Source organism: Streptomyces sp. NPDC002787 (assembly GCF_053592095.1).
In genome coordinates this window covers 312,525-329,723 of sequence record NZ_JBSFVC010000002.1, presented here as the reverse complement: position 1 = coordinate 329,723, position 17,199 = coordinate 312,525, and the positions used below count along the sequence as shown (strand labels likewise).

The window sequence follows — 17,199 nt, the reverse complement described above, 5'->3', positions numbered from 1 at the left end:
CGGGCCGCGCGGATTTCCCTCGCGTCTCTCTTCATGCTCGCACATGGCCCGTGAAGTGGGCACCGACCTGTGGACGGCGGCCCGGGATGCCGTCACCGGGATTCATGTCACATCGACGCTATGGACATCGTCAACGTGACGTGAAGCGGTTATGATAGATAACGTCAATTCGACGAAAAGGATAGCCCGAATGTCCCGCCGACCCTCCCCCGGGCGGCGAGCCGCAGAACAGAAAGGGTGCGTGTCGTGACCACCGCCCAGACCCAGGAGCTCGACGTACAGCCGACGCCCCTCGCCCTGCTGCTGCTCGGCCGCGAGGCCGACCCGAGGAGCGAGCGCGGCGTCGAGTGCCCCGGCGATCTCCCCTCCCCGTCCGACCCCGACCTGGTCGAGCGTGCCCGCGCGGCCAAGGAGAAGCTCGGGGACAAGGTCTTCGTGCTCGGCCACCACTACCAGCGCGACGAGGTCATCCAGTTCGCGGACGTCACGGGCGACTCCTTCAAGCTGGCCCGGGACGCGGCGGCGCGGCCCGAGGCCGAGTACATCGTGTTCTGCGGTGTGCACTTCATGGCGGAGTCGGCGGACATCCTGACCGGCGACGACCAGAAGGTGGTGCTGCCGGACCTCGCCGCCGGGTGCTCCATGGCCGACATGGCCACCGCCGAGCAGGTCGCCGAGTGCTGGGACGTGCTGACGGAGGCCGGCATAGTCGAGCAGGTCGTGCCCGTCTCGTACATGAACTCCTCCGCCGACATCAAGGCCTTCACCGGCAAGCACGGCGGCACGATCTGCACCTCGTCGAACGCCAAGCGGGCCCTGGACTGGGCCTTCGAGCAGGGTGAGAAGGTCCTGTTCCTGCCGGACCAGCACCTGGGGCGCAACACGGCCGTGCGGGACATGGGGATGTCGCTCGACGACTGTGTCGTCTACAACCCGCACAAGCCGGGCGGCGGCCTCACCGTCGAGCAGCTGCGGGCCGCGAAGATGATCCTGTGGCGGGGGCACTGCTCGGTGCACGGGCGCTTCAGCCTGCAGTCCGTGAACGACGTACGGGAGCGCATCCCGGGTGTGAACGTCCTCGTCCACCCCGAGTGCAGGCACGAGGTCGTGGCGGCGGCGGACTACGTCGGGTCGACCGAGTACATCATCAAGGCGCTGGAGGCCGCGCCGGCCGGTTCCAAGTGGGCCATCGGCACCGAGCTGAACCTCGTCCGGCGGCTGGCGAACCGTTTCGCGCCCGAGGGCAAGGAGATCGTCTTCCTCGACAAGACGGTCTGCTTCTGCTCCACCATGAACCGGATCGACCTGCCCCACCTGGTCTGGACGCTGGAGTCGCTGGCCGAGGGCAACCTCGTCAACCGGATCGAGGTCGACAAGGAGACCGAGGCGTTCGCCAAGCTGGCGCTGGAGCGGATGCTGGCGCTGCCGTAGCCCTCGTACCGCGACGCGCGCTCACCCCGACACGGGCTCCCGGTCGGGGTGAGCGGGATCGAGGGAGAAGAGAGCGCCGTCGGGGGCGGCCACGACCAGCGCTCCCTCGTGGGGCAGCGTCCAGGGCGCGCCCTGGACGGACCAGGTCGGCGTGGCACGGGGCAGCGTCTCCCACAGCAGGGTGCCCTTGAGCCTGTCGAGCGCCGCGACCCTGCCGGTGACGCTGGCCAGGTAGAGGGTGCCCGTCACGGCGTCGTACCCGGGCTCGCCCGGACGTTCCAGACTGGTCCTGGCCCGCCACAGCAGCTCGCCCGTGTGCGGTGACACGGCGGTCACCTGGCCGCCGGACCGGGTGAACACCAGCACGCCGCCCGTCAGGGCCGCCCGGCCCCGCCCGTTCTCGCCCGGCTTCGTCATCACCCGGGCCCCGGTCTCCGGGTCCAGGAGCAGGATCGTGTCGTACGTCGGGTCGCTGCCGCGGGTCGCGTCGGTGTACTCGGTGTCGTCCGCGACCAGGACCAGGTCTCCCTGCTTCGCGCCGAGCAGGACGCTGTTCAGCGGCACCTTCACGGTCCGGGCCGAGCCGTCGGCGCGGTCCACGACCAGGACCCGGGATTCCGCGTTGGCCGCCTTGGCGTCCCGGGTCACCGGCCGGCAGTGCGCGTACGTGCCCGCTCCGGCCGTGGTGAACACGCAGTGGTGACCGGCCGGCATCGGCAGGGACCAGCGCTCGGCGCCCGTGCGCGGGGAACGGGCCGTGACCGTCTCGCCGCCGTGTTCGGGGGTGAGGACCAGGCCATCGGTCAGGGCCGTGTAGACGTGGGTGGTGTCCACCTGACGGGTCCACAGCTGCTCACCGGTCTTGGCGTCGAGGGCGACGAGATGGACCGGGTCCACCACGGGCTCGTCGCCGGAGACGGTCTGCTGCACGAGGACGGTGCCGTCCCGGACACCGAGGACCGAGGCGTGGTACAGCCTCCGCTCGGTGGTGGCCGGTGCGATGCCCGCGCGCCAGAGGGTCTTTCCGGTACGGCCGTCGACGCGGACCGGGAGGGCTCCCGCGCCCGCGCAGTAGACGTCGTTGCCGTGCGCCTGGCAGGAGGGAGCGCCGCCGTGGCTGCCGTCCTTCGGGGGCAGCGGTCGGCGTGCGCCGGCCGACGCCGTCGCGAACACCGTCGTCTGCCAGGGCTTCCAGCCGCTGGGCGGAGCCGTCCAGCGGGAGGTCGCGGACGGCGCCGGGGCCGCCGCGTCGGTCGTGTCCACGCCACCCGGCCCCAGCAGATAGGCGGTCACTCCGAGGACCAGCGCGCCGACGGTGCCGGTCGCGGCGAGCAGGGGACGGCGTCGGCGGGCGGGGCGTGGGTCCGGCTCCGGGCCCGTCCCGGTCCCGACGTGGATCTCCGTGGCGACGGCCGCGGCGTCCTCGTGCCGGGCCACCGCCGGCAGGGCGCCCGGCTCCGGCTCCGGCAGGGCGGTCTCGAACTCCCGCGCCAGTTCGTCGAGTCCGGGGCGGTCGGCGGCCTCCTTGGCCAGACAGCGCTCCACAACGGTGCGCAGCGGCCCTTCCACCCCGTCCAGCACGGGTTCGTCGTGGATCACCCGGTAGGCCGTCAGATAGGGGCTGTCCGCGTCGAAGGGGCCCCGCCCGGTGAGGGCGTACACCAGCAGCGTCCCGAGGGAGAAGACGTCCGAGGCCGGGCCGGCCGTGCGGGCGTCGGTGAGCTGTTCCGGGGACATGAAGGGCGGGGTGCCGATCATCTGTCCGGTCTCGGTCAGGGCGTGGTTCTCCGCCGCGCGGGAGATGCCGAAGTCGATGACGCGGGGGCCGTCCGCCGCCATCAGGACGTTGGCCGGTTTCAGGTCCCGGTGCACCACACCGGCCCGGTGGATGTCCCGCAGCGCCTCGACGAGCCCGAGGGCCAGGGAGCGCAGCTCGGTGTCACGGAGCGGGCCCCGGTCGTGGATCCGCTGGGCGAGCGAGCGACCGGGCACGTACTGGGTCGCCATCCAGGGGCGTGCGGCCTCCGGGTCGGAGTCCACGACCGCCGCGGTGAAGGCGCCGCTGACCTTGCGGACGGCCTCGATCTCCTGCCGGAACCGGGTGCGGAAGACGGCGTCCTGCGCGTACTGGGCGTGCACCACCTTCACGGCGACCTCGCGGCCGGAGCGTGCCCTGGCCCGGTAGACGACGCCCATGCCTCCGTTGCCGAGCCGGTCGACCACCTTGTACCCGCCGACCGATCTCGGGTCGTCGCTGTGCAGCGCCACGCGCGGGCCCCTCCCCCGTGAAGCAGTTCGAGGCACAGGATACGCAAGGGCGGCACGCAGACGGCCGGGTCCCGAACCCACATGGTTCGGGACCCGGCCGCCCTGGGCGCGGGGGTGTCACACCCCGGCGGGCTCCGGCTTCTCCGACTCCGACTTCGTCGGCTCGGACGGGGTGCCCGCCCGCTTCAGGGCCTTCTTCTTCGCCCGGCGCTCCTTGCGGATCTCGATCATCGTGTAGAGGGTCGGGACCAGCAGGAGGGTCAGGAGGGTGGAGGTGATCAGGCCGCCGATGACGACCACGGCCAGCGGCTGGGCGATGAAGCCGCCCTCGCCCGTGATGCCGAGGGCCATGGGAAGCAGCGCGAAGATCGTCGCCAGCGCCGTCATCAGGATCGGACGGAGGCGGTGGCGGCCGCCCTCGATGACCGCCTCGACCGTGCTGTGGCCCTGTCGGCGGTACTGGTTGATCAGGTCGATCAGCACGATCGCGTTCGTCACCACGATGCCGATGAGCATCAGCATGCCGATCATCGCGGGGACACCCATAGGCGTACCGGTGATGATCAGCAGGCCGATCGCGCCGGTGGCCGCGAACGGGATGGAGACCAGCAGGATCAGCGGCTGGATCAGGGACCGGAAGGTCGCGACCAGCAGCATGAAGACGATCGCGATCGCCGCGAGCATCGCGAGGCCGAGGGAGGCGAAGGCCTCGTCCTGGTCCTCGGAGACGCCGCCGATGTCGGCGGTGGCGCCCTCGGGGAGCTTCAGGGCGTCCAGCTTGGCGGTGAGGTCGGTGCTGACCGCGCCGGTGTTGTCGCCCTTGGGCTTCGCCGTGATCGTCGCGGCCCGCTGGCCGTCGATCCGGGTCATGGAGACCGGGCCGTCCACCAGCTCGACGTCCGCGATGTCGCCGAGCTTCACCGCGCCCAGCGGCAGGTCCCGCAGCTCCTGGAGCGTCTCGGCGGGCTTCGCCGACTTGATGACGACGTCCCGCTCGGTGTCGTCGAGGATGGCCCGGCCACTGGTCGTCCCGCGTACGGCCTGGCCGACGGCAGCGCCGAGGGTCTGGTCGTCGAAGCCGGCCGCGGCCGCCTTGTCGGTGGCCTTGACCGAGATGCGGGGCACGCTCTGGGCCAGGTCACTGGTGACGTCGGTGACGTTGTCCATGGTCGAGACCGCGTCGTGGACCTGCTCGGCCGCCTTGCGCAGGACGTCGCCGTCGGCGGCCTTCACGACCACGCTGAGGTCCTGGCTGCCGAAGGCGTCACCGACCGCGACGGTCGTCGTACCGATCCCGGAGAGCCCGGCGAGGCCCTTCTCGATCGTGTCCTGGACGTCCGCGGCGGCGGCCGAGTCGTCCAGCATGACGCTGTACGAGGCCTGGTTGGTGTCGGTGCCACCGCCGAACGCGGCCAGGAAGCCGGAGGAGCCGATGGTGACCTGGTAGTCCTTGACCCCCTTGGTGTCGGCGAGCAGCTTCTCGACCTTCCTGGTCTGCTCGTCGGTCGCCGCGAGGCTGGTGCCGGGCTTCAACTCCTGCTTGAGGCTGAGGACTTCCTGGTCGCCCGGGTCGAAGAAGTTCGTCTTCAGCAGCGGGGCCATGGCGAACGTGCCGATCAGGACGACGACCGCGATGGCCACGCTGGTCAGCCGGCGACGCGTGGCGAAGCGCAGGACGGGGACGTAAAACCGCTGGAGGCGGCTCTTCGCCTCCTTCTCCTCGGCCTTGCGGCGCGCCTCCTCGGCGTCCTCGGGCGTGCCCTTCGGGGCGCGCAGGAACCAGTAGGAGAGGACCGGGACGACCGTCAGGGAGACGAGGAGGGAGGCCAGCAGGGCCGCCGTCACGGTCAGCGAGAAGCTGCCGAACAGCTCGCCGACCATGCCGCCGGTCAGGCCGATCGGGAGGAAGACGGCGACCGTCGTCAGCGTGGACGAGGTGACGGCGCCGGCGACCTCGCGGACCGCCTTGAGGATCGCCTCCTCGCGCTCCTCGCCGTAGCCGAGGTGGCGCTTGATGTTCTCCAGGACGACGATCGAGTCGTCGACGACCCGGCCGATGGCGATGGTCAGCGCGCCGAGCGTCAGCATGTTGAGGGAGAGGTCCCGGGTCCACAGCACGATCAGCGCCAGGACCACCGACAGCGGGATGGACACCGCGGTGACGAGGGTCGAGCGGATCGACGCCAGGAAGACCAGGATCACCAGGACCGCGAAGACCAGGCCGAGCGCGCCCTCGGTGGTCAGACCGTCGATGGACTTGGAGACCGCCGGGCCCTGGTCGCTGACCACGGTGACGGTCGCGCCGGAGCCCAGGTCCCGCCGCATGTCCGGCAGTTGGTCCTCCACGGCCTCCGAGATCGCGACCGCGCTGCCGTTGCGGTCCATGGTGACCATGACCGCGAGGCTCGGCTCACCGTTGGTGCGGGTGATGGAGTCGGCCTTGGCCTGCTCCTCCTTGACGGCGGCGACATCGCCGAGGCGTACGGGCTTCTTCGCGCCCTCGCCGCGCACCATCAGGTTCTCGATCTGCTCCAGCGAGGTGTAGCCGCCGCCGACCTGCACGGTGCGGTTGGCACCGTCCTCGTCGAAGGAGCCCGCCGGGACGGTGACGCCACCGGCCTGGAGCGCCTGGGAGAGGGCCATCGTGTTCAGGCCCGCCTTCGCCAGCTTCGCGTCGTCGGGGGTGACGGTGACCTGGAGGTCCCGTACGCCGTCGACGGTGACCTGGCCGACACCGTCGATGCCCTCCAGCGTCGGCACGACGGTCCGGTCGAGCCGGTCGGCGAGGGCCTGCTGGTCCTCGTCGGAGGCGACGGCGAGGACGACGGTGGGCATGTCGTCCGTCGAGCCGGCGATCACCTGCGGGTCCACGTCGTCCGGGAGCTGCGCCCGGACCCGGTTCACGGCCTGCTGGACATCGGCGACGAGCTGGTCGGTGCCGGGGCCGTAGTCGAAGGACGCCATGATCAGGGCGTTGCCCTCGCTGGCGGTGGAGGTGACGCCGGTGATGCCGTCGACGCCTTCGAGGCTGTCCTCGATGGGCTCGACGACCTGCTTCTCGACCACGTCCGGGGACGCGCCCTGGTAGGGGGCGAGCACGGACACCATGGGCAGTTCGATGGTGGGCAGCAGCTGCTGCTTGAGCTGGGGTATCGCGATCGCCCCGAAGACGAGCGCGATGATCGACATCAGACCGACGAGGGCCCGTTGTGCGAGGCTGAACCGAGACAGCCAGGACATGGGTCAGGGTCTCTCTTCTGTGGCGTGAGCGGAGGACGAACGCCCATGCCACATGCGGCTTCGATCCCCCCATGTGTCGCCCCTGTGAAGCGGTTGTGAGCGCTCACCTCATACCCTGAGCCATAGGGGACCCCTATTCCCTCGCTCCCCAGGGCCATTTCCTTATGCCGCGCATACTCCGAGTGGAGTAGTCCCCGGCGGCCCTCAGTCCACCCTTGGGCGTACCAGGCCCGACTCGTAGGCGAAGACCACCAGTTGGGCCCGGTCGCGGGCGCCGAGCTTGGCCATGGCCCGGTTGACGTGTGTCTTCACGGTCAGCGGGCTGACCTCCAGGCGCTCGGCGATCTCGTCGTTGGAGAGGCCCCCGGCGACCTGCACGAGCACCTCGCGCTCGCGGCCGGTCAGTGTGGAGAGCCGCTCCGAGCGGGCGGCGGCACCGCCGTCGCCGTCGGCGGAGTCGTCCGGCTGGGCGAGGAAGCGGGCGATCAGGCCCTTGGTCGCGGTGGGCGACAGCAGCGCCTCGCCGCCGGCCGCGACCCGGATCGCGTTCAGCAGTTCGTCCGGCTCGGAGCCCTTGCCGAGGAAGCCGGAGGCGCCGGCGCGCAGCGACCGCACGACGTAGTCGTCGACCTCGAAGGTGGTGAGGATGACGACCCGGACGTGCGCGAGCGTCGGATCGGCGCTGATCATGCGGGTGGCGGCCAGTCCGTCCGTGCCCGGCATCCGGATGTCCATCAGCACGACGTCCGCTCGCTCCTCCTTCGCGAGCCGCACCGCCTCCGCCCCGTCCGAGGCCTCCCCCACGACCTCCATGTCCGGCTCCGAGTCGACGAGTACCCGGAAGGCACTGCGCAGCAGCGCCTGGTCGTCGGCGAGCAGGACACGGATCGTCATACGGGGTCCCCCGGGGCGGTGGTCACGGTCGTACGGGTTCTTCTGCGGCGGTCGTTCGGGGCTCGAGCGGCAGGATCGCATGGACGCGGAAGCCGCCGCCGTAGCGGGGGCCGGTGGTGAGGGAGCCGCCGATCGCGGTCACCCGTTCCCGCATACCGAGCAGGCCGTGGCCTCCGCCGGCGTCCCTGTCGCCCTCGGCGTCCGCGTCCTTCCCCTCGGGTCCGGTGCCGTTGTCGAGAACGGTGATCTCCACGTTCGAGCCGACGCGTACGACGCTGACCTCGGCCTTGGCCTCCTGACCGGCGTGCTTGCGCACATTGGTGAGGGCTTCCTGGATGACGCGGTAGGCGGCGAGGTCGACGGCGGCCGGCAGGGTCACGCCCTGGTCGGCGCGGGCCACCTCGACCGCGAGGCCCGCGCTGTGGAAGGTGCCGACGAGTTCGTCGAGCCGTGCCAGGCCGGGGGCGGGCTCGGTGGGGGCCTCGGGGTCGCCGGACTGGCGGAGCAGGCCGACCGTGGCACGGAGTTCGTTGAGCGCGGAACGGCTCGCCTCACGGACGTGGGCGAGGGCCTCCTTGGCCTGGTCGGGCCGCTTGTCCATCACGTGGGCGGCGACCCCGGCCTGCACGTTGACCAGGGCGATGTGGTGGGCGACGACATCGTGCAGGTCGCGGGCGATCCGCAGGCGCTCCTCGGCGACCCGGCGGCGGGCCTCCTCCTCACGGGTGCGTTCGGCTCGTTCCGCGCGTTCCCTGATGGCCGCCACGAAGGCCCGGCGGCTGCGGACCGCGTCTCCGGCCGTGGCGGCCATGCCGGTCCAGGCGAAGAGGCCGATGTTCTCCTGGTCGTACCACGGGAGGGGCCCGGCGAGCATGGCCGTGCCCGTCAGCACGGTCATGGTGAGCAGGCCGACGCGCCAGGTGGTGGGGCGGTCGGTGGTGGAGGCGACCGTGTAGAGCGCGACCACGGCGGACATCGCGACGGGGGCGCGGGGGTCGCCGGTCACCAGCTCGGCGAGGGTGAGGGCCGAGGTCGCGCCCAGGACGAGCATGGGCGCGCGGCGGCGGGCGATCAGGACGGCGGCGGCCGGGACCATGAGCGCGAGGCTGAGCCGGTCGGGGGTGCGGGCGCCCCATTTGCCACCGTGGTCGGCGGACGGGTCGACGAACGAGCCCGCGACCATCGCGACGAGGACGCCGAGGGCGAGGGCCGCGTCCAGCGCGGTGGGGTGCGCTGTCAGCCAGGCCCTGGCGCGCTGGAAGGTGCTCACGGTTGTCACCAGGGGGTGGGCGTCGGTCCGGTGCAGGCTGGTGGGGGCTGGTCGCGCCCGCGCGGCGGAGCCGCATATCGATGCAGCCCCGCGCCCCTGAAAAGCAAGGGCTGCGCCCTGCTTCTCATCCCGGGATCAGACCGTCTTCGCTCAGCATCTCCTTGACCTCCTCCAGCGTCGCGTCCGGCGCCGGGAGGATGAGCTCCGACGGCTCCAGGGAGTCGTCGGGCAGGGGCGTGCCCAGTTCCCGGACCTTGTCCAGGAGGGCGTGGAGGGTGTGGCGGAAGCCCGGGCCGTCGCCGACCTCCATTTCCGCCAGGAGTACGTCGTCCAGCTTGTTCAGCTCGGCGAAGTGGACGTCGTCCAGCCTCACCTGCCCCTCCCCCATGATCCGTACGATCATGTCGCCCTCCTCGGGGACGAGAGACCCCTACTTGTCGAAGCGCGGGGTGTCCTGCCGCTGGGACTGCTGCTGCGGGGCGGCCTGTCCCGTGCCGCCCTCGATGGCCTGCTGCTGCGCGGACGAACCGCCGGCCAGCTCCGCCTTCATGCGCTGGAGCTCCAGCTCGACGTCCGTGCCGCCGGAGAGGCGGTCCAGCTCGGCCTGGATGTCGTCCTTGTGCATGCCGGACGGGTCGTCGAGGGCGCCGGAGGCGAGCAGCTCGTCGATGGCGCCGGCGCGGGCCTGGAGCTGCGCGGTCTTGTCCTCGGCGCGCTGGATCGCGAGGCCGACGTCGCCCATCTCCTCGGAGATGCCGGAGAAGGCCTCGCCGATACGGGTCTGGGCCTGGGCGGCCGTGTAGGTGGCCTTGATCGTCTCCTTCTTCGTGCGGAAGGCGTCGACCTTGGCCTGAAGACGCTGGGCGGCGAGGGTGAGCTTCTCCTCCTCGCCCTGGAGGGTGGCGTGCTGTGTCTCCAGGTCCGTGACCTGCTGCTGGAGCGCGGCACGGCGCGAGAGCGCCTCGCGGGCCAGGTCCTCCCGGCCCAGCGCGAGCGCCTTGCGGCCCTGGTCCTCCAGCTTCGAGGACTGGGACTGGAGCTGGTTGAGCTGGAGCTCCAGGCGCTTGCGCGACGTGGCGACGTCGGCCACACCCCGCCGCACCTTCTGGAGCAGCTCCAGCTGCTTCTGGTACGAGTAATCGAGGGTTTCGCGCGGGTCCTCGGCCCGGTCAAGGGCCTTGTTCGCCTTCGCGCGGAAGATCATCCCCATACGCTTCATGACACCGCTCATGGGCTTCGCGCGCCCCCTTCTGACGGACTCCAGCTCACAGGTCTGCGACAGAACCCACAGTACGGGCCCTGCATCCATTACCGCACTGTTCGGGGACGGATGCGCTCATCCCCAAGGACGACTGTGTACGGCGCCGCTCCGGCGTAGGGAGTAGGTGTTCCCCGGGGTTGAGTACGGGCCGCCCCCCGGAACACCTCAGTTCGCCCACGGACGAACCTTCACCGCACTCCCCCTTCTCCGAGACTTCCGGCCACATTCGCCCTGGCTCTGTCCCCAGCACAGACGCCGGGTGTTGCCGGATCGTTCCCCACCGGGCTGGGGTCCATGCCCCGGCACCCCGTACCCTTGGGTTTTGTGTTCCGTAGCCGCGCCAAGAGCGAGAAGGACCCGGTCGCCGACAAGGCGCCGGTGACCGACTCCAAGCAGACCCGTCATCCGCAGGCCCCCAAGGGGCGGCCCACTCCCAAGCGGAGCGAGGCCCAGTCCCAGCGTCGCAGCGTGGCCAACACGCCCACGACGCGCAAGGAGGCCGCCAAGCGCTCCCGCGACGAGCGCCGTGCCGCGCTGGAGAAGCAGCGCCAGGCGCTGGCGACCGGCGACGAGCGCTATCTGCCCGCCCGGGACAAGGGCCCGGTGCGCAAGTTCGCCCGTGACTTCGTGGACTCCCGGTTCCATGTCGCGGAGTTCTTCCTGCCGCTGGCCGTGATCATCCTCGTGCTGAGCATGGTGCGGGTGGCGTCGCTGCAGAACATCGCGCTGCTGCTGTGGCTCTTCGTCATCGTCCTGATCGTGGTCGACTCGATCAGCCTCGGGTTCCGTCTGAAGAAGCAGCTGAACGCGCGCTTCCCCGACGCGAACAAGAAGGGCGCCGTGGCCTACGCCCTGATGCGCACCCTCCAGATGCGTCGCCTCCGGCTGCCGAAGCCGCAGGTCAAGCGCGGAGAGCGACCCTGAGCACGACGGCTTTCTCCGGGGGTGCCGCAGAGGCCTGGCTGAACCGGCTGGGCACACTGCGCGAGGTCGTACGACAGGAACTGGTCTCCCGCCAGGTGGACGAGCAGATCGCCGGACGCTTCCCGGTCGGGCAGCGGCTCCGGGTGCTCGACGTGGGCATGGGACAGGGCACGCAGGCGCTGCGGCTGGCCCGGGCCGGGCACGCGGTGACCGGGATCGAGCGGGAGCCGAAGCTGATCGCCGTGGCCCGGGAGGTGGTCGCCGCCGAGCCCGAGGGCATCCGCGGGCGGATGCGGATCGTCGAGGGTGACGGCCGGGACACCGGTGTGCACTTCCTGCCGGGCAGTTTCGACGTGGTGCTCTGTCACGGTGTCCTGATGTACGTCGAGGAGCCGGACGCGCTGCTGGCGGGGCTGGCGCGGATGCTGGCGCCGGGTGGGCTGCTGTCGCTGCTCGTACGGAACGGCGACGCGCTCGCCATGCGGGCGGGGCTGGCCGGGGACTGGGCGGGGGCGTTGGCGGCCTTCGACACCACCGCGTACCGGAACCGGCTCGGGCTGGATGTGCGGGCGGACCGGCTGGAGATGCTGACGGACGCGCTGGCGGGGATCGGGGCGCCGCTGCACGCGTGGTACGGGGTGCGGGTGTTCACGGACCTGGCCGCGGACGACGCGGGGCTGCCGGAGGTGCCAGAGGCGCTGGAGGCGTTGCTCGCGGCCGAGGAGCGGGCGGGGCGGACGGATCCCTATCGGCGGGTGGCCGCGTTGCTGCACCTGTGCGGGGTGCGGGGGTAAGGGCGCGGCGCCTGATAGTAGCTCGGGCGTGCGGGTGTGTCGGCGGGTGCGGGTGAGTGGGGGCTGGTCGCGCCCACGCGGCGGAGCCGCATATCAGCACAGCCCCGCGCCCCTGAAAAGCAGGGGCTGCGCCCCGTGCTTTTCGGCCCGCCGACCCGCCGCTTTCCAGGCCCGCAGGGCCTGGCCCTTCAGGGGCGCGGGGAACTGCGCGAGCAACCACACACCACCCGCACCCGCCGAGCAGCCGCACCCCCGAGTTCTCCTGCGGGGATTCGGGGCGGAGCCCCGATCCGGGACCCCGCCCCCAGCGGAGCTACCGCGCGGAGCTACTGCGCGTGCAGGCTCATCGGACCGTAGATCTCCGCCGTGTCCTCGAAGAGGCGCACCTGATCGGCGCCGCCCTCCAGCAGCGCTTTCCAGTGCTCTCCGATCCACGACTCGGCGTCTCCCTGGGTCGTGAACTCCTCGGGCTGGACCGCGGGCTGGACCTCCGCCCCGTCGGACTTCTCGAACCGCCACGTCCATGCCGCCATGTGAGCCTCCGTAAGTACCGGCCCGATACCGCACACAGTACCGAGCAAGATCCGGTCCTCCCTGAGCCTAGTCGGACGCACAAGACCTGCGGGTGTTCATCGGGACACGGGAAAATCGGGGATGTGGAACTGACATTGCTCGGCACCGGCGCCCCCGCGGGGCTTCCCCGCCCCGACTGTCCGTGCGCGGTGTGCGCGACCGCGCTCGGCGCTGCCGCGCGCGGGGCGACCGCGCTGCTCGTGGACGGCACACTGCTGCTCGACCTCACCCCGGGCGCCGCCCTAGCGGCCGCACGCGCCGGGCACTCGTTGACCGGCGTACGGCAGGTGCTGCTGTCGCATCCCCACGACGGGCCCCCCGTGGAGGTGCCGGCGGGGCTGCCGCAGCCGGGGCGGGTGCCGGACGGGCGGGAGCTGGCTCTGCTGACCGGGCACCGGGTGCGGGCGCAGGCGCTGGACTCGCCGGGGACGGGGTACGCGGTGACGGGGCCGGGCGGGCAGCGGTTGCTGTATCTGCCGCCGGGGGGCGCGCCCGCCGGGATGGACGAGCGGTCGGTGGAGCCGTACGACATGGTGCTCGCCGATGTGCTGGGGCGGCCGGACGCCCTGGCTCGGCTGCGGGCGGCGGGGGTCGTCGGGCCGACCACCGATGTCATCGCCGTACACATCGACCATGACGTGCCGGGGGACGGCGAGTTGCCGCGCCGGCTCGCGGCGGCGGGCGCGCGCGCCGTGTCGGACGGTACGACGCTGGCGGTGGGCGCCTACGAGGACGTGCCCGATGTGCCGCGCCGGACGCTCGTGCTCGGTGGGGCGCGCTCGGGCAAGTCGGTGGAGGCCGAGCGGCGGCTGGAGGCGTTCCCGGACGTGCTGTACGTGGCGACCGGTGGGACGCGCAACGGCGACGGGGAGTGGGCCGCGCGGGTCACCGCCCACCGTGAGCGGCGGCCCGGCTTCTGGCGCACGGTCGAGACCTGTGACCTCGTACCGCTGTTGAAGGACGACCACGGGGCGCCGCTGCTCATCGACTGTCTGTCGCTGTGGCTGACGGACGCGATGGACTCGGTGGGGGCGTGGGACGACGCGGAGTGGGCCGGGGGTGGGGAGCGCGCGCTCCGGGCGCGTGTCGCCGAGCTGACCGATGCCGTACGGCACACGCGCCGCACGGTGGTCGCCGTCTCCAACGAGGTGGGCTCCGGGATCGTGCCGGCCACCGCCTCCGGGCGCCGTTACCGTGACGAACTCGGCCGCCTGAACGCGGCCTTCGCCGCGGAGTGCGAGCACGTGCTGCTGGTGGTGGCGGGTCAGGCGCTGCCCCTACGGGGCTGAGGCCGAGGGGTCGGGCCAGGACTGCCCAGGGGGCGCGGAGGCGGCAGGGGGCGCTGACGGGGCTGAGGGCCTGGCCGTCGGGACTCTGAGGGGTGCCGGGGCGGCCGGTTGTGCCGGGCGGCGCGCGATGATGCGGTGTGCGCGGGCCGGGAGCGCGGCGCAGGTGCGGGTGACCAGGATCTCGAAGCCCAGGGACTCCAGCTCGGCGAGCAGGTTGCGCAGGGGCATGAGGTGGAGGGGGCGCGGGCGGTCGGACCGTCTCCAGGGTCGGCGTCCTCTGCCGGGCGGTCTGCCGAACGGGCGGACGGGCTCCGGGACTTCGACGACGAGGTGGCCGCCGGGGCGCAGGACGGTGCGGGCGGCGCGGAGTTCCTCGCGGGGGTCGGCGGTGTGTTCCAGGTGGTGGAACATGCTCACCACGTCGTAGCGGGCGCGCAGCCGCGCGGTGATCTCCGGGTCGGTGAGCAGGCCCTGATAAGCCTCCTCTACGCGCCCCGCCGCCCAGGCCCGTTCGACACGCGCGGTCGGGTCGAGGCCGTCGAAGGCGGTGTACGGGTGGATCTCGCGCGCGGCCTCCGGGAAGTGGCCGTGGCCGGTGCCGACGTCGAGCCAGCTCTCCGGTTCCGGGTACGGCAGCAGCGCGCGGGCGGCGGCCCGGAGGTACCGGTGGCGCAGCCGCCCGGTGAGGTGCGAGCGGATGTGGTCCTCGACGGGGTGCTGGTGGTGGCGGAGGAGCAGCCCGTCCGCCGTGGGCCGCGGGTTCTGGAAGGCGTGGCGGCAGTCCCGGCACTCGTCGACCACGAACACGCCCCGCGTGCGCCGCCTCCCCTCCGGCGCGCGCACCCGCGTACGCAACTGACGCGAGCCGCACCACGGACAGTCGTTTCGGCGTGGCTCCTGGAACGGGTCGGTGCCGGGGGCGAGTTGGCCGGGGTCCGGCCGCGAGGTGGGGGGCATGGCGGCTCCTGGGGACGGCGGAAGCGACGGGGCGACGGGGCGACGGAGGAAACGGGGACGACAAGGGCGACGACCTAAGGACATTCGCCTCAAAAAGGTACGTAGGTGTGGGTGATCCGAGGTGCAATGACGTGCCGGTGGCGTGGTGAGGCGTCCGTACGTCGCGGGGTCACGGTGTGGCGCGGTCGTGTTCGATCGCTGCCGGTACTGTTCGGCGAATGAGCTCGCTTAATCTCGACGACTTCACCGATCTGATCGAGCGCCCCGACGGCGGGGTGCGCCGCGACGCCGAGGCGCGCCGGGAGAGGCAGATCGTGCCGCCCGGGGCGCTGGGCCGCCTCGACGACCTGGGTGAGTGGCTGGCGGCGGCGCAGTCGGCCGTGCCGGTGCGACCGATCGGCCAGGCCCGTGTGGTGCTGTTCGCGGGCGACCACGGGATCGCCGAACTCGGCGTCTCCGCGCGGGCCGCGAGCACGGCGGACCAGCTGGTACGGGGTGTCCTCGACGGCAGCAGCCCGGTGTCGGTGCTTGCCAGGCAGCTCGACGTCCCCGTACGCGTGGTGGACCTCTCGCTCGACTGCGACCCGGACGCGCTGCCCGCGGAGGTCGTACGGCACCGGGTGCGGCGCGGGTCGGGCCGTATCGACGTCGAGGACGCGCTGACGACGGAGGAGGCGGAGGCCGCGTTCCGCGTGGGCGTCGCGCTCGCGGACGAGGAGGCGGACTCCGGGACGGACCTCGTCGTCCTCGGCGATGTGAGCGTCGGCGGGACCACGGCGGCGGCCGTCCTCGTGGCGGGGCTGTGCGGGACCGACGCGTCCGTGGTGACCGGGCGGGGCGGTCGGGCGATCGACGATCTGGCGTGGATGCGCAAGTGCGCGGCCGTACGGGACGCCCTGCGGCGGGCCCGGCCGGTGCTCGGGGACCAGTTGCAGTTGCTCGCGACCGTGGGCGGGGCGGATCTGGCGGCGATGACCGGGTTCCTGCTGCAGAGTGCGGTGCGGAAGATGCCGGTGATCCTGGACGGGGTCGTCTCGGCGGCGTGTGCGCTGGTCGCCCAGCGGGTGGCGTTCCGGGCGCCGGACTGGTGGCTCGCCGGGCAGAGCAGTGGGGAGCCGGCGCAGGCCAAGGCGCTGGACCGGATGGCCATCGAGCCGCTGCTCGACCACGGGGTGAAGGTCGGGGAAGGGGCGGGGGCGCTGCTGGCGCTGCCGCTGGTGCGGGCCGCGGCGGCGTTGTCGGCGGAGCTCCCCGAGCGGGAGCCGGTGGAGCCGGAGAAGGCCGACGCCGACGCCGACGAGAAGACGCTCGCCGAGGAGTACGACGCGACCTGAGCGAGCCGGGGAGACCGGGATCACGAGGGTCCCGCTCAACTTCGCGGTGTTCCGTTCGGTCTTCGAACGTGGCGGGCGCTGTGGTGGCCGCACCGCGAGCACCTGGAGTCGCACGGATGAGGACACACGGATGAACGGGGCCGTCCGCGGGGCGCGCGCCGAGTGGGGGCTGCTGTACGACACCGTGCGGCCGGCCCTTGTGCGGCGTCGTCTGCGGGCGATCCCCATGACGATCGCCGCCGTCTGTCTCGCCGCCCTCGTCCACGCCGTGCACCACCAGTCCTGGGGCTACCGGTTCATCGAGAACGTGGGTGCCGTGCGCGCCGAGGAGCCGCTCTGGCTCGCGCTGCTGCGGACGCCGCTCTCCCTCTTCGTACCGGCGCTGGATCTGCCGGTGTGGGGCGCGCTGGCGCAGATCCTGATCGTGTTCGGGATCGCGGAGCTCTGTCTGGGGAAGCGGCGGACGCTGGCGATCGCGTACGTCGCCACGCTGGCCGGCACGCTGTACGCGCGCATGGGCATCGCGCTCGGCCCGGACGTCCTTTTCGTGGGGCTGCCGGCGTCGGACGCGCGGGTCGTGGACACCGGGCCGTCGGCGGCCGTGGTCGGGCTCGCCGTGTTCGTGGGATGCCTCTACCGGGCGTACTTCACGGCGGGCGCGGTCGTCGTGGCGATGGTCGTCGAGGTGCTGGTGAAGGAGAACCTCGCCGGCAAGGAGCATCTGGCGGCGATCGCGGCGGTGCTGGTGGTGTACGCGGCCGTGGCCGCACGTCACCGACGCTCCGTCGGCTCAACCGGACCGGACGGACCGGCGCGACCGGACGGGCCAGTGGAATCCAAGGGGCCGGTGGAACCGGACGAGTCGGCCGGACCCGACGAGCCGGTGAGGCCGGAACGGCCGGTGGAACCAGACGGGCCAGTGGAATCGAACGGGCCGGTGCGACCGGACAAGTCGGCCGGACCC

At 72.1% G+C, this 17,199-nt stretch carries 13 protein-coding genes and 1 pseudogene; 6 read left to right on the top strand and 8 right to left on the bottom strand.

Annotated features, from left to right (window positions below; genetic code table 11):
- The first annotated feature begins 246 nt into the window (after positions 1-246).
- Entirely contained in the window at positions 247-1,431 is a 1,185-nt protein-coding gene (gene nadA / locus ACWD26_RS03560) for a quinolinate synthase NadA (protein ID WP_451265782.1), read from the top strand.
- A 21-nt stretch (positions 1,432-1,452) separates the two neighbouring features.
- Here the strand turns inward: nadA and ACWD26_RS03555 are convergent, their stop codons facing one another.
- The 6 genes from ACWD26_RS03555 to ACWD26_RS03530 form a co-directional block, all read right to left on the bottom strand.
- The gene (locus ACWD26_RS03555; RefSeq protein ID WP_451265780.1) at positions 1,453-3,699 is read right to left on the bottom strand and encodes a protein kinase domain-containing protein; all 2,247 of its coding nucleotides are present in this window, start codon (positions 3,697-3,699) and stop codon (positions 1,453-1,455) included.
- A gap of 117 nt (positions 3,700-3,816) precedes the next feature.
- Positions 3,817-6,939 carry an efflux RND transporter permease subunit gene (locus ACWD26_RS03550; protein WP_451265778.1) on the bottom strand — a complete coding sequence of 1,041 codons (3,123 nt, stop codon included), beginning with the start codon at positions 6,937-6,939 and terminating at the stop codon, positions 3,817-3,819.
- A gap of 204 nt (positions 6,940-7,143) precedes the next feature.
- Positions 7,144-7,833: a response regulator gene (locus ACWD26_RS03545; protein WP_451265776.1), complete on the bottom strand. Its 690-nt coding sequence runs from the start codon at positions 7,831-7,833 to the stop codon at positions 7,144-7,146.
- Between the two features lie 22 nt (positions 7,834-7,855).
- Positions 7,856-9,103, bottom strand: a complete 1,248-nt coding sequence (locus ACWD26_RS03540; RefSeq protein WP_451265774.1) for a sensor histidine kinase — start codon at positions 9,101-9,103, stop codon at positions 7,856-7,858.
- A 124-nt stretch (positions 9,104-9,227) separates the two neighbouring features.
- Positions 9,228-9,506, bottom strand: coding sequence for a PspA-associated protein PspAA (gene pspAA, locus ACWD26_RS03535; RefSeq protein ID WP_451265772.1), 279 nt, complete (start codon positions 9,504-9,506; stop codon positions 9,228-9,230).
- A 27-nt stretch (positions 9,507-9,533) separates the two neighbouring features.
- The gene (locus ACWD26_RS03530; RefSeq protein ID WP_451265770.1) at positions 9,534-10,322 is read right to left on the bottom strand and encodes a PspA/IM30 family protein; all 789 of its coding nucleotides are present in this window, start codon (positions 10,320-10,322) and stop codon (positions 9,534-9,536) included.
- A gap of 336 nt (positions 10,323-10,658) precedes the next feature.
- Between ACWD26_RS03530 and ACWD26_RS03525 the strand changes: the two genes are divergently transcribed.
- Together ACWD26_RS03525 and ACWD26_RS03520 are read left to right on the top strand one after the other, a co-directional pair.
- Positions 10,659-11,288 (top strand): DUF3043 domain-containing protein, encoded by a 630-nt coding sequence (locus ACWD26_RS03525; protein ID WP_451265768.1) that lies wholly within the window; start codon positions 10,659-10,661, stop codon positions 11,286-11,288.
- Positions 11,289-11,368: 80 nt separating this feature from the next.
- Entirely contained in the window at positions 11,369-12,082 is a 714-nt protein-coding gene (locus ACWD26_RS03520) for a class I SAM-dependent methyltransferase (protein WP_451265994.1), read from the top strand.
- A 326-nt stretch (positions 12,083-12,408) separates the two neighbouring features.
- Here the strand turns inward: ACWD26_RS03520 and ACWD26_RS03515 are convergent, their stop codons facing one another.
- Positions 12,409-12,615, bottom strand: a complete 207-nt coding sequence (locus ACWD26_RS03515; protein ID WP_451265766.1) for a hypothetical protein — start codon at positions 12,613-12,615, stop codon at positions 12,409-12,411.
- A gap of 123 nt (positions 12,616-12,738) precedes the next feature.
- Here ACWD26_RS03515 and ACWD26_RS03510 point away from each other — a divergent pair, with 123 nt between their 5' ends.
- Positions 12,739-13,944, top strand: a complete 1,206-nt coding sequence (locus ACWD26_RS03510; protein WP_451265764.1) for a bifunctional adenosylcobinamide kinase/adenosylcobinamide-phosphate guanylyltransferase — start codon at positions 12,739-12,741, stop codon at positions 13,942-13,944.
- Here the strand turns inward: ACWD26_RS03510 and ACWD26_RS03505 are convergent.
- Positions 13,933-14,901, bottom strand: coding sequence for a class I SAM-dependent methyltransferase (locus tag ACWD26_RS03505; RefSeq protein ID WP_451265762.1), 969 nt, complete (start codon positions 14,899-14,901; stop codon positions 13,933-13,935). The two genes, ACWD26_RS03510 and ACWD26_RS03505, sit on opposite strands and share 12 nt — an antisense overlap.
- A 218-nt stretch (positions 14,902-15,119) precedes the next feature.
- On the opposite strand from ACWD26_RS03505, the gene cobT reads away from it, so the two are divergent.
- Together cobT and ACWD26_RS03495 are read left to right on the top strand one after the other, a co-directional pair.
- Entirely contained in the window at positions 15,120-16,235 is a 1,116-nt protein-coding gene (cobT, locus tag ACWD26_RS03500; protein ID WP_451265760.1) for a nicotinate-nucleotide--dimethylbenzimidazole phosphoribosyltransferase, read from the top strand.
- Between the two features lie 130 nt (positions 16,236-16,365).
- A pseudogene (locus ACWD26_RS03495) lies at positions 16,366-17,025 on the top strand (hypothetical protein); the annotation flags it as partial.
- Positions 17,026-17,199 lie beyond the last annotated feature (174 nt).

Bases quoted from the DNA above. Each gene is read 5' to 3' on its own strand.
- ACWD26_RS03550 (WP_451265778.1), bottom strand. From the start codon at position 6,939: ATGTCCTGGCTGTCTCGGTTCAGCCTCGCACAACGGGCCCTCGTCGGT.
- ACWD26_RS03545 (WP_451265776.1), bottom strand. From the start codon at position 7,833: ATGACGATCCGTGTCCTGCTCGCCGACGACCAGGCGCTGCTGCGCAGT.
- pspAA (WP_451265772.1), bottom strand. From the start codon at position 9,506: ATGATCGTACGGATCATGGGGGAGGGGCAGGTGAGGCTGGACGACGTC.
- ACWD26_RS03530 (WP_451265770.1), bottom strand. From the start codon at position 10,322: ATGAAGCGTATGGGGATGATCTTCCGCGCGAAGGCGAACAAGGCCCTT.
- ACWD26_RS03525 (WP_451265768.1), top strand. From the start codon at position 10,659: ATGCCCCGGCACCCCGTACCCTTGGGTTTTGTGTTCCGTAGCCGCGCC.
- ACWD26_RS03515 (WP_451265766.1), bottom strand. From the start codon at position 12,615: ATGGCGGCATGGACGTGGCGGTTCGAGAAGTCCGACGGGGCGGAGGTC.
- ACWD26_RS03505 (WP_451265762.1), bottom strand. From the start codon at position 14,901: ATGCCCCCCACCTCGCGGCCGGACCCCGGCCAACTCGCCCCCGGCACC.
- cobT (WP_451265760.1), top strand. From the start codon at position 15,120: ATGAGCTCGCTTAATCTCGACGACTTCACCGATCTGATCGAGCGCCCC.